The sequence below is a fragment of the Vibrio sp. V38_P2S17PM301 genome, from assembly GCF_009904845.1.
Classification (GTDB): Bacteria; Pseudomonadota; Gammaproteobacteria; order Enterobacterales; family Vibrionaceae; genus Vibrio; species Vibrio proteolyticus.
The window spans coordinates 40,158-61,668 of record NZ_WXWO01000013.1 but is presented as its reverse complement, the minus strand read 5'-3'; the positions used below and the strand labels follow the sequence as shown (position 1 = coordinate 61,668).

At 53.6% G+C, this 21,511-nt stretch carries 15 protein-coding genes; 4 read left to right on the top strand and 11 right to left on the bottom strand.

What is annotated here, in order from left to right:
* Positions 1-9 precede the first annotated feature (9 nt).
* From CAG64_RS02895 to CAG64_RS02850, 10 genes are all read right to left on the bottom strand, one after another.
* A complete protein-coding gene (locus CAG64_RS02895) occupies positions 10-885 on the bottom strand; it encodes an N-acetylglucosamine kinase (RefSeq protein ID WP_161489041.1) in 876 nt (291 codons plus the stop codon).
* Positions 882-2,609 carry a glycoside hydrolase family 9 protein gene (locus CAG64_RS02890; RefSeq protein ID WP_161489040.1) on the bottom strand — a complete coding sequence of 576 codons (1,728 nt, stop codon included), beginning with the start codon at positions 2,607-2,609 and terminating at the stop codon, positions 882-884. Before CAG64_RS02890 ends, CAG64_RS02895 begins: the two co-directional genes overlap by 4 nt.
* Positions 2,610-2,668: 59 nt before the next feature.
* A complete protein-coding gene (locus tag CAG64_RS02885) occupies positions 2,669-3,664 on the bottom strand; it encodes an ABC transporter ATP-binding protein (protein WP_021705712.1) in 996 nt (331 codons plus the stop codon).
* 44 nt (positions 3,665-3,708) lie between these two features.
* Positions 3,709-4,692 carry an ABC transporter ATP-binding protein gene (locus tag CAG64_RS02880; protein ID WP_021705711.1) on the bottom strand — a complete coding sequence of 328 codons (984 nt, stop codon included), beginning with the start codon at positions 4,690-4,692 and terminating at the stop codon, positions 3,709-3,711.
* Positions 4,693-4,694: 2 nt separating this feature from the next.
* Positions 4,695-5,720, bottom strand: a complete 1,026-nt coding sequence (locus CAG64_RS02875; RefSeq protein WP_161489039.1) for an ABC transporter permease — start codon at positions 5,718-5,720, stop codon at positions 4,695-4,697.
* Positions 5,721-5,722: 2 nt separating this feature from the next.
* On the bottom strand, positions 5,723-6,709 hold the full coding sequence (locus CAG64_RS02870; protein ID WP_161451749.1) for an ABC transporter permease: 987 nt from the start codon (positions 6,707-6,709) through the stop codon (positions 5,723-5,725).
* 168 nt (positions 6,710-6,877) lie between these two features.
* Positions 6,878-8,560 (bottom strand): ABC transporter substrate-binding protein, encoded by a 1,683-nt coding sequence (locus CAG64_RS02865; RefSeq protein ID WP_161451748.1) that lies wholly within the window; start codon positions 8,558-8,560, stop codon positions 6,878-6,880.
* A 676-nt stretch (positions 8,561-9,236) separates the two neighbouring features.
* Positions 9,237-12,620 (bottom strand): hybrid sensor histidine kinase/response regulator, encoded by a 3,384-nt coding sequence (locus CAG64_RS02860; protein WP_161451746.1) that lies wholly within the window; start codon positions 12,618-12,620, stop codon positions 9,237-9,239.
* Positions 12,621-12,817: 197 nt separating this feature from the next.
* Positions 12,818-13,840, bottom strand: coding sequence for a 16S rRNA (guanine(1207)-N(2))-methyltransferase RsmC (gene rsmC, locus CAG64_RS02855; RefSeq protein ID WP_161451744.1), 1,023 nt, complete (start codon positions 13,838-13,840; stop codon positions 12,818-12,820).
* A 67-nt stretch (positions 13,841-13,907) separates the two neighbouring features.
* Positions 13,908-14,993 (bottom strand): AI-2E family transporter, encoded by a 1,086-nt coding sequence (locus CAG64_RS02850; RefSeq protein WP_021705705.1) that lies wholly within the window; start codon positions 14,991-14,993, stop codon positions 13,908-13,910.
* 77 nt (positions 14,994-15,070) lie between these two features.
* Between CAG64_RS02850 and CAG64_RS23960 the strand changes: the two genes are divergently transcribed.
* Complete coding sequence (locus CAG64_RS23960) at positions 15,071-15,193, top strand: hypothetical protein (RefSeq protein ID WP_272924751.1); 123 nt, start codon at positions 15,071-15,073, stop codon at positions 15,191-15,193.
* A 53-nt stretch (positions 15,194-15,246) separates the two neighbouring features.
* On the opposite strand, the gene hemL is transcribed toward CAG64_RS23960, so the two are convergent.
* A complete protein-coding gene (gene hemL, locus CAG64_RS02845; RefSeq protein WP_161489038.1) occupies positions 15,247-16,539 on the bottom strand; it encodes a glutamate-1-semialdehyde 2,1-aminomutase in 1,293 nt (430 codons plus the stop codon).
* A 276-nt stretch (positions 16,540-16,815) separates the two neighbouring features.
* On the opposite strand from hemL, the gene erpA reads away from it, so the two are divergent.
* From erpA to CAG64_RS02830, 3 genes are all read left to right on the top strand, one after another.
* Positions 16,816-17,157, top strand: coding sequence for an iron-sulfur cluster insertion protein ErpA (gene erpA, locus CAG64_RS02840; protein WP_021705703.1), 342 nt, complete (start codon positions 16,816-16,818; stop codon positions 17,155-17,157).
* 112 nt (positions 17,158-17,269) lie between these two features.
* Positions 17,270-18,367, top strand: a complete 1,098-nt coding sequence (locus CAG64_RS02835; RefSeq protein WP_161451740.1) for an efflux RND transporter periplasmic adaptor subunit — start codon at positions 17,270-17,272, stop codon at positions 18,365-18,367.
* Between the two features lie 10 nt (positions 18,368-18,377).
* Positions 18,378-21,491: an efflux RND transporter permease subunit gene (locus CAG64_RS02830; RefSeq protein WP_161451738.1), complete on the top strand. Its 3,114-nt coding sequence runs from the start codon at positions 18,378-18,380 to the stop codon at positions 21,489-21,491.
* The last annotated feature ends 20 nt before the right edge of the window (positions 21,492-21,511 follow it).

Sequence of the window (21,511 nt, the reverse complement as noted above, 5' to 3'; positions counted from 1 at the left end):
CGTAACGTCCTAATAGAGGTTATGTTCGGGTTTACCGGCCATCATCAGTGCGCCTTCAATTGCGTCGGCTTGTGGCGCGACAATCCATTGCTGAACGGGCGGCGACAGCCAGGCCAGAATCCGTTCAGCGATGCTGCCCATCAGGCAAATTCGCACGGCCCCTTTGCGGTTGAGAGCCATAAGATACATTTCAATGTCGGCGGCGGTTTGTTTGAGCATATCGATAGCCAGCTCATCGCCTTGGCCGGCGTATTGGAAAATGGCTGGGGAAAACTGACCGTAATCACGTGGCAGAGCGGCTTTCGACCACTCAACGATTTGATCGATGTCCTGATCAAACTGCGTCATGACGTGATCGCACAATGGTGTTTTGGGCCGGATACCGTCTTCTGCCAACAACACTTGCTGGATAAGCCGGAGTCCCATGACGGCCCCGCCGCCCTGATCGGAAATGGGAAACTCCCGCCCTCCGACCACGGTCTGCTCACCGTTGTGTAACAGGATGCCGCACGAACCGGTGCCGGCGATCATGATGGCACCAGTGTCACCTTTGTGTGCACCTAGGCAAGCCCCGTACGCGTCGGTGTTGAGCGTCAGGCTGGCAAACGGGTGAGAAGCGGCCATCAGAGCATGCCAGGATGCCCGGTGTTCGGCGCCCGCCAGTGCCAGGCCAACGTGCATTGCAGGAAAATCGCTTGATGTAAGGCCACCTTGGCGCGCCGCCTGAGTGATGGCTTGCGTGATCGATGTCATGGCAACGTCCACGCCGAGCATGATGTTGGCGCTGCCGCTTTTGGCTTCGCCGATCAGGTGGCCGGCCGCATCGCGGATCCGTGCACGGCACGAGGTGCCTCCACCATCGATCCCAACCCAGTATGTTGTCATGCTTGTTGCTCCTGTTGTGGTGTGTTTAGGTCAACCAATTGGCTGATGATTGCCAGCAGGTACCAAGCGCCATGCGGAATCCATTGCTCGCCCCAGCGCCAGTTCTGCAGCAGGTCATCTTTTTGTCCCGGCGGATTGAAGGCAATGTCCTGTTCATCGTCAAACCCAGCGGTGATGCCGTTGCAGATCCCACCTTTGGCGTTATAAAAACCATACTCGGGAAGATAGTCAGGATTATCACGTCCGTGTCCGTCGAGCATGCACATGTCATACGGGTTCAGACCGACAATCCAGTTGAGCGCGTTGTGCGCCAGTGAACGCATCTGCTGGTTGAGTGGGGCCGCCAGAAAAGGCTGAGCGCGCAGCGCCATGACTGCGAGCGAGGCGAGGCGGGCGTTTTCTCCCTGCCACCAATAACCGCTTTCGTTGCGATGCGCGACAAAGAAGGCGCTGCGTTTGTCGCCGTCCACCGATTTCACATACTGACGCGGATAGCCAAACGGGTTGTTTACTTCCTCGCTGATGGCGTGCTCAAATTGACAGGCCTGTTGAACGGTTTGCCGGATTGGCTGTTGATATTGACGGTCGTCCTCGATAGCAAGGTATTCACACAGCGCCAATACCGGAAGGCCCGCTTCTGCCGCGTGAAAGTAAGGGCGACTGCCATCGTGATTGGCGGACCAAAAGTGGTGGAAACGTGCGTCACTGAGCTGACGCGCGGCTAATCGCTGTGCCCACTCGCGGCTCTGTGCGAGGTAACGGTGGTTTGAGGTGGTGCGGTAAAGCTCGACTGCGGCAAGCAACGCACAGTATTCATCAATGATGTTTTCCGTACCGTCGTTGAGGTAGTCAAGGTTGTGCTCTTTGAGGTGCCAGTAGCCGCGCTCGGCCCGTTCAAGGTAGTCTGTCTGACGGTATTCGCCATGGGTATCAAGACGTGCCGCAGCCGCCAGTGCCGCCACTGCCACACCGCCGCCCTGACGGAAACCGGCCTGAAAATCGTCTGATTTATGCCCAAGCTGAGTCGCGTAGGCACAGATCTCGCGCTGTTCGATGTCTTTGCTCCACTTGTCAAAAACCGTCATGTAGAAAAAGCCGTTCGGATTTTGCATTCGCACCAGAAAGTCGGCACCAAACAGCGCTTCGTCGATCAGCCGAGTGCGAGAGAAGGGAGCGACATCGACTTGTCCGTTCAGCAGTTCCAGCCCTTTGAGCATGTTCCACACCACCATTGGGATCTGCTGAGGGTTGAGGTAGTTGGCGTACGACAAGTGACTTAAATATTTGCTGACATCGCCGGAAGCGTCGTACCAACCGCCGTGCACATCGACAGTGGATGATGTGCCAAGCAGCGGTACTTGCTTATCCTGGGCATCAAAAATGCCGCTACAGCGTTGTGACTTAAAGTAGTGTAAGACGTCGGAGAACGTTTGTTGCATCAGTAACGCGTGACCAATTTCAAATACGGCAGAACGGCTCTCTCCTACGCGCAGGTAATACTGTCCCGGTGCCGTTATGCCGGAGAAATCAATCTGATAGAAATTGCCCTGATGCCAGTTGTCTACACTGCCGGTCGCGTGCAACGGACACTGCTGCACCGTTTGATGCGTGTGGGCATCAAGCAAAACTGCAGTCGTTTCAGGCAGGCTGGCCTGCCGAGTCATCAGAATGGCCTGTTTCGGGCCGTGCATTTCGTAACCAATGTGGTTGGTCAAAAGCTGCATGCAAAATCTCCGCTAATCTGGGTTATCGCGGCGGCCAGGTGACCCCGGTCCGCCGGAGCTTAGTTTTCGTATAAATAACAACGCACAAAGTGGTTGTCGGACAATTGCGTGACCGCAGGCAGCTTCTCGCGACACTTATCGCTGACGTGCAGGCAGCGCCCGGCAAATGGACAACCGACCGAGTCGGGGGTCCAGAGCGGGATTTCACCTTTGTTGCCTTTGAGCTTTTCGTGGATCGATTTGCTCGGATCCGGCACCGCAGACACCAACAACTGGGTGTAAGGGTGCTGCGGCGCATGGATGATCTCTTCCGTGTCTCCCCATTCGACCATATGGCCGACGTACATCACCGCCAGATCTTCGGCAATGTAGCGCGCGGTGGCGATGTCATGAGTGATGTAAAGCAGCGACATCTGCTTTTCAAATTTCATCTCTTCCATCAGGTTGAGCACCCCGGCCCGGATCGATACGTCCAGCATTGACGTGGGTTCATCGGCCAACACGACTTCTGCGCCGACGGCAATGTTGCGCGCCAGATTAACCCGCTGACGTTGTCCGCCGGACAGCTGGTGCGGGTATTTGGCGGCGGTTTCTTTGGGTGGGATCAGGCCAACTTGTTCCAGCAAATCATGCACCCGCTCCTCGAGCTCTTTTTTGTTTCCTGGCTTGATCTTTTTGTGGATCAGTAATGGGCGGGCGATGTGGTGGAAAATATTGTGCGTGGGGTTCAGCGAGCCAAACGGATCCTGCCACACCATTTGCACTCCTTCGCGGTAGTGCATCAGATCGGCCTTGGCACTGATGGTTTGGATGTCACGCCCGCGGTACTCAATCGCGCCTGAGGTCGGGGCATACATTTTGGCGATCATCTTAGCAGTGGTGGATTTGCCCGAACCGGACTCACCCACCACGGACAAGCCGCGGCTTTTGTACATTTTGAATGACACGTCGTTGATCGCCCGCATCATAGGTTGTTTGAGGGCGTTGCTGTTGATGGGAAAATCTTTCACTAAGTTTTTCCCTTCGATCAGTAACTCACCAAATTCATTGCTCATAATTGTCTCCGGAAATCGTAATACGGCTGCTGGTGGTGGTTGATCTAGAGTTTCGTATGAGCAATTGGCTCACCGTACAGGTGGCAATTGGAGAAACGGCTAGGCTCAATCTGACGCAGTGTAGTCGGCACACGCGTACAGGCTTCATGCACCCGGTCGCAACGGGCCTGAAAGCGACAACCTTGTGGAATATCCAGCAGGTTCAATGGGTTACCCGGAATGCCGGTCAGTTTGGTTTTCGGCCCCGTCAACGGCGGGAACGAGCTACCCAGTCCTTTGGTGTAAGGGTGATACGGGCTTTCCAGAATTTGTTTGGATGGTGCGATTTCGATCAGTTCACCGGAGTACATGATGCCAATGCGATCGGAGAACTCGACCATCAGTGACAGATCGTGGGTGATGAATAGGATCGAGAAGCCGAACTCTTCTTTGAGCGCATAGATCTTTTGCAGGATTTCACGTTGGACCACCACATCAAGGGCGGTGGTCGGTTCATCCATGATGATCATTTTCGGATTGAGTGCCAGGGCGATCGCGATCACCAGACGCTGACGCATTCCGCCGGAAAACTGGTGCGGGTAGTCGGTCAGGCGGCTTGGGTGGATATCGACGATTTCCAGCAGGCCTTCCGCCCGGCGTCTGGCCTGTTCTCGGGTCATGTCGGTATGGCGCATGATCACATCGCAGAACTGCTCTTCCATCGTCAGTACCGGGTTGAGCGCGTTCATTGCACTTTGAAAGACCATCGACATTTCGCTCCAACGAAACGATTGCATGCGCTGATCGCTGTATTGCAGGATGTCTTCGCCGTTGAAGATCACCTGACCGCCGGTAATGAATGCGGGTGGCTTGTGCAGGCGCATCAGGGAAAAGGCGACGGTCGATTTTCCGCAGCCGGACTCGCCAGCCAGGCCAAACACTTCACCCGGTGCGAGGTCGAAGCTGACGTTATTGCAAGCGCGTACGTCCCCCGCATCGGTAATGTAGTCCACGCAAAGGTTGCGGATTGATATCAGTGGTGCAGTCATCGTTATTTGTCTCCGCTCCAAAGTGCATTTTGTGGGGGTAATTCAGGTTCACGTTGCTGATGATCTTGCTTGGCCAGTTTTTTCCAGCGCTTCATGCCTTTATGTGAACGCAGTTGCGGGTTGGCGATTTCGTCTACCGCGAAGTTGAGCAGTGCCAGACCTGTCACCAACAAGGTCAGTGCCATACACGGGGCCAGCAGTTCCCACCACGCGCCGATTAACATCGACGATGAGGTCTGAACGTTGTAGAGCATGATGCCCCAACTGACGGTGTTCGGGTCACCCAGGCCCAGGAAAGACAGGGTGGCTTCCATCATGATGGCGTACATCACTGAGCCGATGAAGCTGGCGCCGACAATCGAAATCAGGTTGGGAAGAATCTCGACAAAGATGATGCGCCACGAGGATTCACCCAGAACTTCGGCGGCTTTGACAAACTCTTTTTCGCGCAGTGCCAGTGTCTGCGAGCGAATCACCCGCGCGCCCCAGGCCCAGGACATGCAGCCAATCACCAGAGTAATCGTCAAGGGGCCGGCTTCGCCAATAAAGGCGGCAACCACAAACAGCAATGGATACTGAGGGATCACCAGCATAATGTTCATCGCGGCGGTCAGCACATCGTCGACCCGCCCGCCAAAGTAACCAGCGGAGACGCCGATCACCGTGGCAAGAATGCAGACGGTGATACCGGCGCCAAAACCGACAGCCAGAGACACGCGTGCGCCGTAGGCGACCTGAGACCACACATCACGGCCCATGCGGCTAGTGCCGAGGAGGTGATCGGCTTTTTTCGACATGCTCAGGGTGCGCCGGTCAGTGGCGAGGTTTTCGGCAACCCAGCCATTGGGTGAAGCCTGAGCGGCTTTGACCACAAAGCCCGGGTATTCGTGCGGGTTGCCGGTGCGTTTGTCCGGCGCGTGTTTGGTCAGCAGTGGCGCCGCCAGCGCGATCAACAGAAACAGCCCGATAATGATGGTTCCGGTCAGGGCCATCGGGTTACGCCAGATGAGTTTCAGAAGGTCTTTCATGATTACTTTCCTCCTTTGCGTAGGCGTGGGTCAAGCACGACATACAGCATGTCGGCCACCAGGTTAAAGAACAGCATAAACAGGGTCATGATCAGCAGTTGTCCCTGCAGTACCTGATAGTCACGCGCGTTGATGGCGTTGAACAGCACCGAACCAAGGCCCGGGTAGTTAAAGATGATTTCGATGATCAATTGACCGCCAATCGCCATCCCGAGTGACATCGACAGAGCGGTGACACTAGGTAGCAGGGCATTACGTGCTGCGTAGTTGAACACCACGCGGTTTTCGCTCAGGCCTTTGCCTTTCGCCATGGTGATGTAGTCTTCGGCCAGTAGGTTGATCATGTTATTGCGCATGTTGACCAGGAAGCCACCAATTTGCACGATGGCCGCACAGAACAGAGGCAACACGGCGTGGTACGCGACGTCTTTGATGAATGCCCAGTCTGTCCAGTCTGGCGTTGTGCCGGCGGTGTAAGCGTAGCCGGTCGGAAACCATTTCAGGCCGATGGCAAAGGTAAACATGGCCAACATGGCGATCACCACCTGAGGAACCGCTTGTAGAATTAACATTCCCGGCGTGACAAACGCATCGTATTTACTGCCGCGTTTCCAGGCGGCGAAAATACCGAGTATGGAACCAATTGAGAACGACAGCACCACCGCCGTCCCGGCCAAAAACAGTGACCAGCCGAACGCGCCGCCGAGCAGCGTATTCACAGACAGCGGATAGAATTGAATGGAAGTTCCCAGCTCCCAGCTGAGAATGTTTTTCATGTAGGCAAAATATTGCATCCAAATTGGACCATCGACGAAGCCCAGTAGTTGTTTCATCGCTTCGATGCGCTCCGGCGTCACCTGGACTGATGCGTTGGCAAACATCATGGTCACCGGATCTCCGGGCATGGCCCGCGGAATAATAAAATTCAATGTCGCTGCGACCAGCAGCGCAATGGTATAGAACGACAAACGTCTTAAAAAGTAACCCATAACTCACACCTTACTCACCCAGATAGTTTCCCTGCTTCTGGTTTCAGGTCGCTCCCAGCGAAATTCAGAGCGAACAATCCCCTGACGACGGGCGCCACTAACTTACTGCCTGTGTTGGGGATTTTTATAGGCGGCGTACGGATGCACGCCGCATAGACTGACGTCTGGTTATTTGACTGGTTTCAGATCCAGTACGTGCAGCAGACGCTCAGGGATACCAGCCCAGATGTTTGGACGGCCCTTCGGATTTTCCTCGTTCCACCAGCCGGTGAAACGGGTGGTGTTGTACTGATACATGTATGCCCCAGACATCACAGGAATGGTCACCTGGTCATTCGCGATGATGTCTTGAATGCCGTGGGCGATATCCAGCTGTTTGTTCTTATCGGCTGTTTTGTAGAAACTGTTCAGCAGACCATCCAGCTTGTCGTTTTTGTAGAAGTGCATCGCGAAGCGAGGCATACCGTCACCTTGCTGCAGTGCGGAGTTGTACGCACTGTTCCAGTAAGTGTACGGGTCTGCACCGTGGAAATAGTTGGTGTACGCTACGTCATAGGTGCCTTCCAGCATCGCCTGGTTGTACACCGAGAAGTCTGGTGTACGCGCTTTGGCTTTGATGCCGACTTCAGCCAGTTGCTCCACTGCCAGTTGAACGGTGTTATTGAAGTCCGTCCAGCCGTTTGGCGACTGAATCAGTAACTCGAACGATTTGCCCGATGGTGTTTCGACAAAACCGTCACCATTGGTGTCTTTGAAGCCTGCTTGGCTAAGCAGCTTCTTCGAACCTTGTGGATCGTAGGAGTTAAATTTCTTGAACTTGGTGTGGACGGCTTCGTTCGACCAGCTTTCGAACGCGTAACCCAACCCTGATGCAAAGTCGTTCACCGTACCGCCGCCGTAGAACGCAATATCGATGATGGTCTGACGATCCAATGCCATTGAGAAAGCACGACGGAAATCTACGTTAGTCAGCGCTTCGCGTTTGGCAGGATCCGGGTCTTTAAAGTTGACCATGAAGGCCTGAGTGCCTGATGGCGGATACCAGTAGTGGTGATTCGGGCTGGCTGCTGCGTAGGTGCGGTCGATATCTGGGATGAACGACGAGGTCCAGTCCAGCTCACTGTTGACGACTTTACCCAGAAACTGGTCATTGTTGGCAATCTGAGGGACGCGCAGACAGTCGACTTCCAGGTTATCGTTGTCCCAGTAGTGTGGGTTGCGGCACTGAATGTACAGTTGCGAAGTGAAGGTGTCGATTTCTGTGAACGGGCCTGAACCGACCGGATTTTCATTGGTGAATGTGGCCGGATCTTTCACGTCTTTCCAGATGTGCTGCGGCACAACCGGTACCTTCGAGATTTCGTAAGGAACATTGGAGTTGGCTTCAGTCAGGGTGAATTTCACCTGATAGTCATTCACTTTTTCTACACTGGCGACCCAAGAGTTAATGCCACTCTGATCCAACTCAGGTTTCTCTTTCACCAGGTTGAATGAGAACACCACGTCATCCGCGTTGAACGGTTTGCCGTCAGACCATTGTACGCCTTTACGAATATCAAACGTCACGCTTTTCAGATCGTCGGCCATCTTAAAGTTTTCCGCCAAACGGAAAACCGGGGTATTGCCGTGCATTTCATTGAACACCACCAGAGGTTCGTAAAGAAAGTCGGTTGTGGTGTGCAAGTTGGTTGCACCTAAATACGGGTTAAAGTTACGGACAAACGTCGTAAACTCTTTCGGGTGGATTGTCAGTTCACTGCGCTCCGCTGCGTTGGCGACCGAGGCAAAGCCCGTGGTTGCCGTCGCAATAATCGCGGTGGCGAGTGCTGTTTTTTTAATATTGGCAAGCATAGCTGTTCCTTACTATTTGCTTTCATTTCACTGTTGGATTCGAACGCCATCCCACGATGGCCATTCTGCAAAACCTACCTCATTGGGCGCCGACATTCCGGAGGAGAACATCAGCATGAGTGGCCTGTAGGCCTTGGCTGAGAGTAAGAAAACACCCTGACAAGAAAATTATCAATTTCCTTTCCCGTTAAAACCGTTAAAACATGGCGTTGACCCGTCGAAAACGTTAAAACAGTGCCGTTTGGTATAAAATATCACCAAATTTTGTCTTTGAACTCAGTCGCAACTCTTTGATATGGTCTTGTGGTGAGTTAGTGTTTACTTACATTGTTTTTGTCTTATATCAATGGTTTGTATTAGCTTGTCTATTAATGAGATCTCACTCACTGGCCTCAGCAGGTGTTAATTTACGTTAGGAAATTAAATCTGCCGTTCTGTTGTGATTCGCTTCGCAATATCCGGCAAAGGTTTCGAACTGTGGTGAAATTAAGTGTGTGTTGTCGATTTTAGCGTGTCCGTAGCGCGTTGAACAACCGGATCTCGAGGTGTTTATTTGTGATGAGAAATAATAGCGGCAGCAGGTTTTAGTCACAGTTTTGCTAAGGTGGATGGCGATGGTCAGGCGTCGTCTGGGACAAAGAAAGCCCGCCATGTCGGCGGGCTAGAGATTGAGGGCTTAGCTGGACAGCAGGTGCTGGAGCCGGTCACGTAAGGTTTCGATGTGGCTGCGATCCGGGCTTTGTTCCTGACAGTGCTCCAGAATGTAATCCAGTGAGCTGAGTACCGTGCGCCAGCGCGGTGTTTTCGGCAATGTTTCAATCCGCAGGTATTTGTCTAACGTCCGGGTTTGAAGGGTTGAGCGGTCCAGATACACACGCCAGAGCCCACTTTGCTCAGCAAAGGCGAATTTGTTTTCACCGGTCACTCGTTCCCAGTAATCCAGTGCACAGGTCATGGCATCGACCAGGATTTCACGCATGATTTCCTGCTTGGACAGATTCTCTCCGGAAACTTTATCGGCCAGGCGGGTGAACTCGCCACCCAGCTCTTTCAGTTGCTGTAGCTTGGCTCGGTCACCTTCAAACGCGTAGCTTGAGAGTGCTTCTATGGCGGTCTCCAGATTGTGGATCCGCGCGATGTTGACACCGCCGCCGACGTTAAAGATGTAAATGTATTTGAGGCCAGAGGCTTCCGGTAAGCGCAGAATGTCAGCCGAGACATGTTGACGGACGTCTTCCACGTAAATATCGATGGTGCCGCAGTAATGATCCTGAGCGATCTCGGTGTATTTGGGGGCCAGCAGTTCGTCACTTTGGGAGCGTTTGAGCTGTTCCTGAGTGCGTTTAAACAGCTTGGCGGCGGCGTCGTTGGCAAAACGGATCTTACCGTCTTCGCGTACGCAAATGATGGCTTCCGGCGCCGACTCAAGCTGCTCCAGCAAGCGGCCCTGTGTTTCCAGTAGGCTGGCTTCGACCATTGCCCGTTTTTTCAGCTCTTGTTGCAACAAACCGTTTTCAACCCGGCGCATTTCCGCTTTACTGGCGGTCAGGTGCGCGTCTATCCGTGCCGCCAGCTCCTGTTTATTGAACGGTTTCGACAGATAGTCGTTGGCACCGGCGTCAAAGCCGCGCAGTTTATCGTCGGCCTGATTCAGTGCCGTGAGCATGATGATGGGCAGTGCTGCGTGATCGTATTGCTCACGCAGTTTCTCACACACCTGGTAACCGCTCAGTCCCGGCATCATGATGTCGAGCAGCAACAGCGCTGGTTTTTCTTTCTCGATCAGATCCAGTGCTTCGTAACCGTCTTTGGCGCTGCGTACCCGGTAGCCTTCCAGGCGCAGAAAGCTGTCCAGCACTCGGACGTTGACCGGTTCGTCATCGGCGATCAATAGCAACGGTCCATCCGGGTTCTCCGGCAGAGTACCTGGCTCGGGTAAATCCAGCTCTGGATTGTCCGGTACTTTAAAGTGTGCGGCGCCAGCGTGGCTGACCTCCGCGATTTGTTCCGGCGAGGCCAGCGGCAGGGTAAAGCTGAACGTCGTGCCGACCATCGGCTGGCTGCTGACGTACAGAGCACCATCCATCAGTTCGATGAGCTGGCGACTGATCGACAGCCCCAGCCCTGCGCCTTGTCGGTAGCGACTGGCGTCATTGCCCGCCTGAATCAGCGGCTCGAAAATGTGTTCCAGCTGTTCGGCCGGTATGCCCTGGCCAGTGTCGACCACCTGAACGCGAACATTGTCGTCCACAATGCTGGATGAGATAACAATTTTGCCCTCGCTGGTGTACTTGATGGCATTGCCGACCAGGTTATACAACACTTGTTCCAGTCGTTGCGGGTCGGCGCTGACCCAGGTATGACTGTCTTGAACCTGATTGATGATGCGTATCGACTTGTTACCCAGCAGATGGGCTGACAGCTCCAGCACCAAACGGGTAGAACTGGCCAGATCGACGGCGGTCGTGTGTATGTCCAGGCTGCCATAACGCATTTTGTGATAGTCCAGCAAATCGTCGACCAGATTCGCCAGACGCTGACCACTGCTGATGATAATATCGAGCTGGTATTTATGATCGGCCGTGATGGGACCATTGGCTCCGGACGACAAGGCTTCGGCGATACCCACCATGCCATGCAGTGGCGTACGCAATTCATGGGATGTGGTGGCAAGAAACTCATCTTTCAGTTTGTTGGCCAACTGCAACTCATGGTTCTGCTTTTTGATCAGGTGCAGGTTGTCTTCCAGCTCGCGATTTTGCTTCTTGATCAATTGAATCTTGTCGCGGATCGAGCGCTGCATGCGTTCAAAACTGACTGCCAGCCGGCCAATTTCATCTTTGCGTTCGGTGTTGATCATGGTGACGTCCAGATCGCCGGCAGAGACTTTTTCAGCGGCCCAGGTCAGTTTGAGCAGTGGCGAGGTAATGAAATTGGACAGGTAGTGTGAGGCAACCACCACCAGCAGCAAGGCGCTCATCATCGCAACCACAAACACCGTTTCCAACTGGTTGACCCGGGCAAACGCCACTTTCTCAGGCACTTCAACCACTAATGCCCAGTTGAGCCCTTTGATTGAAATCGGCGCGTAAGCCGCGATTTCGTTTTCGCCATCAGTGTTGGTATAGGTTCCGACTGCGGACTGACCACGCAAGGCCAGATCAATCACTTCGACACTCTTATTAACTTCATCCTGCTGATACGCCAGCGTGCGGCTGATGTGGTCATCACCGACCAACAGCGTACGCATGTCGTTGTTCGGTTTGTCGGCGATCAGTTTGGTGATACCGTTACTTGGCAAACGGAACAGAGCGTAGCTGTGCAGATAGCCCTGTTGAATAATCGGGGCGCCCAGCCAGGCCACTGGCTGACCGTCACGAGCAGAGAAGTCAGAGAACACCACCGGCGTAAAATCTTCGTTATTCTTGCGCTTTTCACTCACCAGTTCTTGCAATTGGTGAAATGTCTGGCCGAGATTGTCATCCCTAAAAACACCGCTGAGCAGGTTCGTGCCGTAATAGCCATATTTGTAGATGGAATAGGTGACGTTGCCATCGCGATCGACCAGCAAAATATCATCGAAGTCTGAACGCTTGAGCAGTTCCAGATAGGCCCAGTGGTAGCGTTTGTGCAGCAGGCGATAGCGCTCGCTGCCGTTAAAGTTACTCGATTGTGGCAAAATGGAGGTCTGAACCTGATCGCCTGAGCCGGGAATGTAACGTTGCTGGGCGTGTTGACGCGCTTGCTCAATATCTATGCCCAGGTTCTGGAACGCATTGACCAAACCGTAGAAACGCCCGCCACTGGCGTACGCCAGTTCAGAGCGAACGAAGCCCATCACTTCCGATTCTTTGGCATTGAGATAATCAATGACCTGCTGTTGTTTGCTGTCCCGGACGGAGAGGAGGTGAGAGGTACTCTGCTCCTGCAGATCTTTACTGTGCGATTGGAGAAAGAACAGGGCGGTGATGGTGAGTGGCGTGATGCTCAACACCAGAAACGCCAGCATCAGGGTATTTTGCAGGCGTTTGAATCTTTGTTTACGATACAACCTGAACATATGTCACTTTTTATAGGTGAGGCGAAGACGTCAGTCACGTCAAAGCTGAATGAAAAAACAGAAACCTAAAGTGACGAAATTAACGAGTTTTTTTACTTTGACAAGTAAGTCCACCTCAAAGCGTGTGCACCAACGCAGTTTTTCCTCTTTCGGGGACGAAAATACCCGGTTTCAGGTGAGAAACCGGGCTGGAATGGTTATTTTTGTGCGTGATAAATCGCGAACTTGGTGGTCTTATTTAGCGTCTCGCAATTACCGAAAGCCTGCTCAATGAGCGGCGGATATTTGAGGAAGCTATTAGCGACAATATAGAGCTGGCCGTTTGAGGTCTGATGCTTAGGGGCATCGGCCAGCAGGGTTTCGGTCGCGCTGTAACTGGTATCCAGGCCCGCATGAAAAGGGGGGTTACTGACAATATAGCGGTAATCACGCGCCGTATCCGAATAGACGTCGGAGGCAAACACACGACCTTCCAGTTGGTTGGCTTGGAGTGTGGCCTGACTGGATGCCACGGCCAACGCACTGATGTCACACATTTCCAGTTCAATGTCCGGGTTCAGTTTGGCCATTACGGCCCCGAGGACACCGGCACCACAACCGAAATCAAGTACTTTGCCGCTCAGGGACGGTAAAGTATCCAGCAACAGCTGACTGCCAATATCAAACTCACCGTGGCTGAACACACCCGGCAGGCTACGAATGGTTAGGGAGTGCTGCTGGTATTGGACCTGATAACTTTTAAACCAGGCGTCTAGCTGAAACGCGGCAGGCATCTCCACGCACTGACCCCAGTAAAACGAGCAGCGCCGGGCAGAATCATATTTGTTGATTGGACCATAGGGCTTGAACATTTTTTCAATGCTTTTCACGCCGCTGCGGTTTTCTCCCACCACTACGATTTCGGTTTCCGGGCCCAGTTTGGCCAGCAACATAGCCAGCAGAAAGTCGGCCTCCGCTTTGGCTTTCGGCCAGTAGAGTAGGATCATGTCAGCTCCGGTTTCTGCGGTCAGCTCAGCACCAAAGTAGCTGTTGAGCTGCTCGTAGGCACGGATTTGGCGATAAAAACCATAGTTGGTGGTAAAGACACTGACCGACGCGCAATGCTGACGCAATTCCAGCGCAAACAAATCTTCGACTTCGCCGGCCACCAACACGTGTTTACCTTCGAAGTATGCCAGTTGTCGCTGGGCGATTTGGCTGGGGGCAATATAAGCTGACATGAATGATCCCGGAAAAAAATGACGGCAGATTCTCTCACAATCTGCCGTCGGCTTGAAGTCGTATGACTCAGCTGTTGTCCTGTTGGTCGAGGAAGTCTTTGAACTCCTCATCATAGATGTTAAACAGCACCATGGTAATGGCGAAGATCAGTGGACCGTAGATCAGGCCAATCAGCCCAAACAGATGGATGCCGCCCAGCAGAGAGAAGAAAATCAGCAAGGTGCTCATTCCGGCGCTGCCTTGCATCAAAAGCGGGCGCAGCAGGTTGTCGATTGAACCGACAATGGCAATGCTCCACACCGCCAGGAAGATAGCCCAAGTTGTGTCCCCGGTCAAAAACAGGTACGCGGTCGCCGGTATCCAGATCAACGCGGTGCCGACCACCGGAATGAACGATGCGAAGCCCATCATGGTGCCCCAGAACAATCCCGGAAAACCAGCCAGCCACATGCCGATGCCACCCGCCAGCCCTTGGGCGATGGCGGTCAGAAACGAGCCCATCACTGCAGACTTGGACACTTGTTCTATCTCATCCAGCAGTTTGTCTTCCTGGCTTCGCGACAGCGGCAGGATATGACGAATGGAGCTGATGATATGCTCGCGATCACGCAGCAGAAAGAACAGCACAAACAGCATCAGGAAAAAGTTCATCAGGAAGTTAGTGGCGTCGCCGAGTATTTTGGCGCTGATCCCGACCAGATTAGTGCCGAGGGATGTGGCCAGTTGGGCGGCTTTCTGGGCAATTTCCTGCGGTTTGATGGCATCAAATGGCAGGTAATTGTTGATGACTGATAATCCTTTCACCACCCAGGGGTGTTGAAAGATCTCCTGGATTCCGCCGCCGGTGACCCAGGCGTAAAGGTTTTGTGAAAACAGCGAGCCTTGCTGCACGATGGCGGCAAACACAAACAGCAGCGGGATGACGATGATAAAGGTGAGGATCACACAGGAGATCAAAGCCGCGATGTTACGGTGATTCGGCATTCTGGCTTCCAGTCCGTTGTGGATTGGTATCATCAGCATCGAAATGATGAACGCCATTACAATCGAGTTGATATAAGGTTCTACCAGCAGGTAACAGGCGATTCCGGCGGCCACCAGGGCGACGACCAACACCCAGTGGCTGGAGGTTATTTTCACTTTTTCTGACACAGACGTTGTCCATTTATCACGCGTTATGGGAGTATAATGACGTTAAAACCTAGTGTTATCAATGGAGAAATGTTGCGATGGGCTGCTGTAGTGATGATAAAAATTGCGCTGGACAACGTAAAAAGCGTCGCCCTTTTCCTTGGTTTGGTGCCATTCTGGTTCTGCTGGCGGTGCTGGTGGTATTGAACTGGCAAGGATAATAAAAAGGCTGCATATCAATGCAGCCTTGTTGATGGGAGCTGAGTGTCAGCGATTACGCTTCCTGCGCCAGAACGGCAAAGCAGCGGTCGGCCGCTTCCAGGGTGGCGTCGATCTCTTTCGGGCCGTGCGCCAGAGAGGTGAAGCTGGCTTCAAATGCAGACGGCGCCAGATAAACCCCGTGGTCGAGCATCAGGTGGAAGAAACGTTTGAAGCGATCGATGTCACATTTGGTGACGTCTTCATAACAAGTGATGTTATCTTGATCGGTAAAGAAGAAACCGAACATGCCGCCAACCTGGTTGACCACCAAAGGAATGCCGTGTTTGTCGGCCAGCGCCTTGAAGCCTTCTGCCAGTTGTTTGGTTTTCGACGCGAGACGTTTTTCATTGCCTTCTTCTTTTAGCAGCGACAGACTGGCAAAGCCGGCGGCCATAGCAACCGGGTTGCCTGACAGCGTGCCTGCCTGATAAACCGGACCAGTCGGTGCGATGTACTGCATCACGTCTTTGCGTCCTCCAAACGCCCCGACAGGCATTCCACCACCGATCACTTTACCCAGAGTCGTCAGATCCGGTTTGATGTCGTAGTAGGCCTGAGCGCCGCCCAGTGCGACACGGAAGCCGGTCATCACTTCATCAAAAATCAGCAGTGCGCCTTCTTCATCACAAATTTGACGCAGTCCTTGGTGGAAGCCTTCAACCGGCGGGATACAGTTCATGTTGCCGGCGACCGGTTCAACGATGATACAGGCGATTTCGTCTTTGTTGGCCTCAAACAATGCGCGCACGGAGTCCAGATCATTGAAAGTGGCGGTCAGCGTGTACTTGGCAAAATCTGCCGGAACACCCGGTGAGCTTGGCTGACCGAGCGTCAGGGCACCCGAGCCGGCTTTCACCAGTAGGCTATCAGCGTGGCCGTGATAGCAGCCTTCGAACTTGATGATTTTATCGCGGCCGGTAAAGCCACGAGCCAGACGTATCGCACTCATGGTCGCTTCTGTACCGGAGTTCACCATACGAACCTGTTCCATGGAAGGCACCAGCTCTGATACCAGCTCTGCCATGGTGACTTCCATCTCCGTTGGTGCGCCGAAGCTCAGACCGCGTTGTGCGGCTTGAATCACGGCGTCACGGATCACGGCGTGGTTATGGCCAAGAATCATGGGGCCCCATGAACCGACGTAATCGATATACGCTTTACCATCAGCATCAAAAATCAAAGGGCCGTCGGCACGTTCGATAAAAATCGGTGAACCACCGACGCCGTTGAACGCGCGTACCGGTGAGTTGACGCCGCCAGGAATGGTTTCCTGCGCCTTCTGATACAGTTCTGCTGATTTGGTCATTGGAATATCCTCTTTTGATTGCTCGGACCAAGTTGGCGGGCATTGTAACGCTACCCGAGCGAACTAGAAACGCCTGACGCCACATTCTAATCACTTTTTGTGCGTAATCTGAGCGTGACTCAGTGTAAAGTTGCGAATTGCGCGATAGTAGTGGCGAATACTTGAACGCTAAGGTCAGGTATTGGATAATCAACTATTATCGAAATATAGAGATAGACCCGCAGATGGCCGTCAGGCCCTCGCCAGCGGGCTCTGACACGAGTGAGAGAGGTCGTCGTGAGCGAAGTAAATGTACCATTGTCCTTTTCTGATGCAGCGGCAACGCGCGTAAAAGCGCTGATTGCTGAAGAAGAGAATCCGGAACTGAAGTTACGTGTATACATTACCGGTGGTGGTTGTAGCGGCTTCCAGTACGGCTTCACCTTTGACGAAAGCGTCAATGAAGGCGATACGACTATTGTTAACAGCGGTGTGACCTTAGTGGTTGACCCGATGAGTCTGCAATACCTGATCGGGGGTGTGGTGGATTACACTGAAGGTCTGGAAGGATCGCGCTTTTTTGTCAACAACCCGAATGCAACCACAACCTGTGGCTGTGGAGCGTCGTTCAGCGTGTAAATCACAGTAGCCACTTGTTGAGTGACGGGTAGGGGACACTGCCCGGCTCTGTGTGCCTGATTGTACGCGGGGCTGAATAATTCTAAAAAAGGTACTCACATAAGGATGTTGTATGCCTGGAATCAACAACGGTGGCTATTGGTCTCAGAAACCATGGCTGGTTTCTGCTGCCTTGGTTTTTTTTCTTTGCCTGTGGCTCGGGCTCGGTTCTCTCTGGGCGCAGGATGATGTCGACACTTCAGAGCAAGTCCAAACCATTCCACTGGCAAAAGTGGTCTATCAGACCTTTCATGCCACGCCCACTCATAAAATCATCAATCTTTATGGCCGCACTGCGCCCGATCGCCAGGCGACACTGGGAGCAGAGATTGCCGGAAAAATTGTCTCACTGGCGCTGAGAAAAGGCAGCCGGGTGGAACAAGGTCAAGTGATCGCACGCATCGATCCGGCGGATCTGGATATTCAGCTCAGCCGCGCGCTGGCGATGCTGAAAGTGCGCGAAAAAGAATTCAATGCCGCCCGAGCGCTGAAAAACCGTGGCTTGCAGGGGGAAGTGGCGTTTGCCACGGCTGAAGCGCAACTGGCTGAAGCGAAGGCGATGGCCAGCAATGCCCGATTGGCGCTGCGTAATACCCAGGTACGGGCACCCTTTGCCGGTATTATCGACCAATTGCTGATTGAAACTGGCGATTTTGTTGCGGTGGGCGATCCGGTGGCGACCCTCATCGATCTCGACAAAGTGGTGATCGAAGCGGACGTCAGTGAACGTCATATTCAATATTTGCAGCCCGGCCAAGCAGCTCAGATACGCTTTATCGATGGGGAAAACCTCACGGGCCGTTTGCGTTACGTGTCTCGGGTGTCATCACCGGCCACCAATACGTTTCCGATCGAAATTGAAATCGACAACCCTGAGCAGCGTATCCCGGCCGGGGTCAGTGCAGAAGTGGCGATTAGCCTCAACGATCAACTGGCGGTGAAAGTCACGCCGGCGATGCTGGCGCTCGACGAAGCGGGTAACCTTGGGGTTAAAACCTTGCAAGATAACGTGGTGCATTTTGTTCCGATTCAGTTGGTAAAAGCCGAACAGGATGGCGTCTGGCTAGCAGGACTCGGTGAAGTGGTGGATATCATCACGGTGGGACAAGGGTTTGTTCGCGACGGTGATCAGGTTATTGCTACGCCGCAACCCCGCTCAGATCAGAGCTGAAGGAGAGAGTATGTACTCACTGATTGATGCTGCTCTGTCGCGCACTCGGACCATGCTGACGCTGCTGGTGTTCATACTGGTGGCCGGTGTCATCACCTATCTGACTATCCCCAAAGAGTCGAGTCCGGACATTACTATTCCTATCATCTACGTATCGGTTACTCATCAGGGGATTTCACCGACCGATGCCGAGCGTCTGTTGGTACGCCCGATTGAACAGGAGCTGCGTTCAATCGAAGGAGTAAAAGAGATGACTGCTACGGCTGCCGAAGGTCATGCGTCGGTGATGCTGGAATTCAACGTCGGTGTGGATCTGACTAAGGCAATGGCGGATGTGCGCGAAGCGGTGGATTTGGCCAAGCCGAAGTTACCGGCCGACAGCGATGAGCCCACCGTGAATGAAGTCACGCTGGCTTCAGAAGAGCCGGTGTTGTCGGTGGTGCTGTATGGCACCGTACCGGAGCGGACCATTGTTCAGATTGCCCGCCAGTTACGCGACAAACTGGAAAGTTATCGCCAGGTGCTGGAAGTTGACATTGCCGGCGATCGTGAAGACATCGTCGAAATTGTGGTCGACCCGCTGCTGATGGAAAGTTATGGTTTGGATCAGGGGGATATTTACAACCTGATAGCCCTGAATAACCGGGTCGTTGCCGCCGGTTTTGTCGATACTGGTTACGGGCGTTTCTCGGTGAAAGTTCCGTCGGTATTCGATTCTTTGAAAGACGTGCTGGAGCTGCCGGTCAAAGTGGATGGCAAACAGGTGATCACTTTTGCTGATGTGGCGACGGTGCGGCGGTCATTCCGCGATCCGGAAAGTTTTGCCCGTCTGGACGGCGAGCCAGCGGTGGTGCTGGACGTGAAAAAGCGCGCCGGCGAGAACATCATTGAGACGGTTGAATTGGTCAAAGCCGTGATTGCGCAGGGGCGTGAGCAGGCAGAATGGCCGTCCAATTTATTGGTGAAATACACCTGGGATCAGTCGGATGATGTCCGTCTGATGCTCAACGACCTGCAAAACAACATTTTGTCGGCGATTATTCTGGTGGTGGTGGTGATCATCGCCATCCTTGGGGTACGCACTGCGCTGCTGGTCGGGGTGTCGATTCCGGGGTCATTTCTGACCGGCTTGCTGGTGTTGTCCGTGTTCGGGCTGACCGTCAACATTGTGGTGCTGTTTTCGCTGATCATGGCGGTCGGTATGCTGGTGGACGGGGCGATTGTGGTGACTGAGTTCGCTGATCGGCGAATGCAGGAAGGAGTTGACCGAACTCAGGCCTACCGCGATGCCGCCAAGCGCATGGCCTGGCCCATCACCGCCTCCACTGCGACCACGCTGGCCGCGTTCGCTCCGTTGTTGTTTTGGCCGGATATCACCGGTGAGTTTATGAAATACCTGCCATTGACGCTGATTGCTACGCTCAGTGCGTCATTGGCGATGGCGCTGTTATTTGTTCCGGTATTGGGAAGTCTGATTGGCAAACCCCAGCACGCCACCACAGAAAGCCGGCAGCAAATGGTGGCGCTGCATGACGGCGATTTTACTCAGGCAACCGGTCTGACCCGGCTCTATTACCTGACCCTATCGGTAGCCATCCGCCATCCATTGAAAATTCTGCTTGCGGCGATCGTGATGGCGATAGGGGTGGGTTTTGCCTACTCGAAAGCCGGTTTAGGGGCGGAATTTTTCCCGGAAGTGGACCCTCCGTTTTTTAACGTGAAAGTGCGCTCTTACGGCGATCTCTCCATTCGGGAGCAGGATGCGATCATGCGTGACATTGAGCAGGTCATGCTTGGTCACGACGAATTTGAGAGTGTTTATACCCGCACCGGGGGCGACGATGAAATTGGTCAGATCCAGATCAAACCGGTTGACTGGCAGTATCGGCGTAAAGTCAAAGCGATTATCGACGAGCTGAAACAGCAGACGGATCAGATACCCGGTGTGGAGATCGAGTATAAGTTTCCCGACGCTGGTCCGCCGGTGGAGCACGATTTGGTGATCGAAATGAGCGCGCGCGATCTGGATAAACTCGATACCGCGGCCAAGCAGGTGCGTCACTGGGCAGACAATAACCCTGCACTGACTAACGTGAGTGATTCCTCCAGCAAAGATGGCATTGACTGGCAGATTGACATCCGTCGCGATGACGCCTCGCGTTTTGCTGCCGACGCCACCCTGGTTGGTAACACGGTTCAGTTTGTGACCAACGGTCTGCGCATTGGTGACTACCTGCCGGATGATGCCGATGAGGAAGTGGATATTCTGGTGCGTTATCCGGAAGACAAGCGTGATATTGGCCGTTTTGATCAACTGCGGGTGAAAACCCCGGCTGGTCTGGTGCCCATCACCAATTTTGCCAGCATTGTCCCGGAGCACAAACAGCACACCATCAAACGTGTCGACGGCCAACGGGTGATCAACATCAAGGCAGACATGGTTGAAGGTTACAATCTGGCGTTGGAGCTGCCGAAAGTCGAACAGGCGTTGAGTGAGCTGAGGCTGGCCTCTGGGGTGACGTTTAAAATTCGTGGCCAGAATGAAGAGCAGGAACATTCCTCGGCCTTTTTGCAACAAGCGTTTTTGGTTGCTCTGGTGGTGATGGCACTGATCCTGATCACTCAGTTCAACAGTTTCTATCAGGCATTTTTGATCCTCAGTGCGGTGCTGTTTTCCACCGTTGGGGTTTTCCTGGGGCTGCTGATTTTCCAGAAACCGTTTGGCATTATTATGTCCGGGATTGGGGTGATTGCGCTGGCGGGGATTGTGGTCAACAACAATATCGTATTGATCGACACCTATAACCAGATGCTCAGTCGTGGGCTGGACAAACGCGAGGCGATTTTGCGTACCGGCGTGCAGCGCTTACGGCCTGTGCTGCTGACAACGGTGACAACCATCCTCGGTCTGCTGCCGATGGTGCTGGAGATGAACATTGACCTGATCAATCAGAAAATAGAGTTCGGCGCTCCCAGCACCCAGTGGTGGTCGCAACTGGCGACGGCGGTGGCGGGTGGGCTGGCGTTTGCGACGTTGCTGACGTTAGTGCTGACGCCTTGTCTGTTGATGCTCGGCCGCAGTCCGGTTCAGCAAGCGATGCCTAGTACGGAGCTTAGCGAATAAAAAAGCCCGCAACAGCGGGC

Bases quoted from the DNA above. Each gene is read 5' to 3' on its own strand.
- CAG64_RS02870 (WP_161451749.1), bottom strand. From the start codon at position 6,709: ATGGGTTACTTTTTAAGACGTTTGTCGTTCTATACCATTGCGCTGCTG.
- CAG64_RS02880 (WP_021705711.1), bottom strand. From the start codon at position 4,692: ATGACTGCACCACTGATATCAATCCGCAACCTTTGCGTGGACTACATT.
- CAG64_RS02875 (WP_161489039.1), bottom strand. From the start codon at position 5,720: ATGAAAGACCTTCTGAAACTCATCTGGCGTAACCCGATGGCCCTGACC.
- CAG64_RS02890 (WP_161489040.1), bottom strand. From the start codon at position 2,609: ATGCAGCTTTTGACCAACCACATTGGTTACGAAATGCACGGCCCGAAA.
- rsmC (WP_161451744.1), bottom strand. From the start codon at position 13,840: ATGTCAGCTTATATTGCCCCCAGCCAAATCGCCCAGCGACAACTGGCA.
- CAG64_RS02830 (WP_161451738.1), top strand. From the start codon at position 18,378: ATGTACTCACTGATTGATGCTGCTCTGTCGCGCACTCGGACCATGCTG.
- CAG64_RS23960 (WP_272924751.1), top strand. From the start codon at position 15,071: ATGGGCTGCTGTAGTGATGATAAAAATTGCGCTGGACAACGTAAAAAG.
- hemL (WP_161489038.1), bottom strand. From the start codon at position 16,539: ATGACCAAATCAGCAGAACTGTATCAGAAGGCGCAGGAAACCATTCCT.
- CAG64_RS02860 (WP_161451746.1), bottom strand. From the start codon at position 12,620: ATGTTCAGGTTGTATCGTAAACAAAGATTCAAACGCCTGCAAAATACC.
- CAG64_RS02835 (WP_161451740.1), top strand. From the start codon at position 17,270: ATGCCTGGAATCAACAACGGTGGCTATTGGTCTCAGAAACCATGGCTG.
- CAG64_RS02895 (WP_161489041.1), bottom strand. From the start codon at position 885: ATGACAACATACTGGGTTGGGATCGATGGTGGAGGCACCTCGTGCCGT.
- CAG64_RS02865 (WP_161451748.1), bottom strand. From the start codon at position 8,560: ATGCTTGCCAATATTAAAAAAACAGCACTCGCCACCGCGATTATTGCG.
- CAG64_RS02885 (WP_021705712.1), bottom strand. From the start codon at position 3,664: ATGAGCAATGAATTTGGTGAGTTACTGATCGAAGGGAAAAACTTAGTG.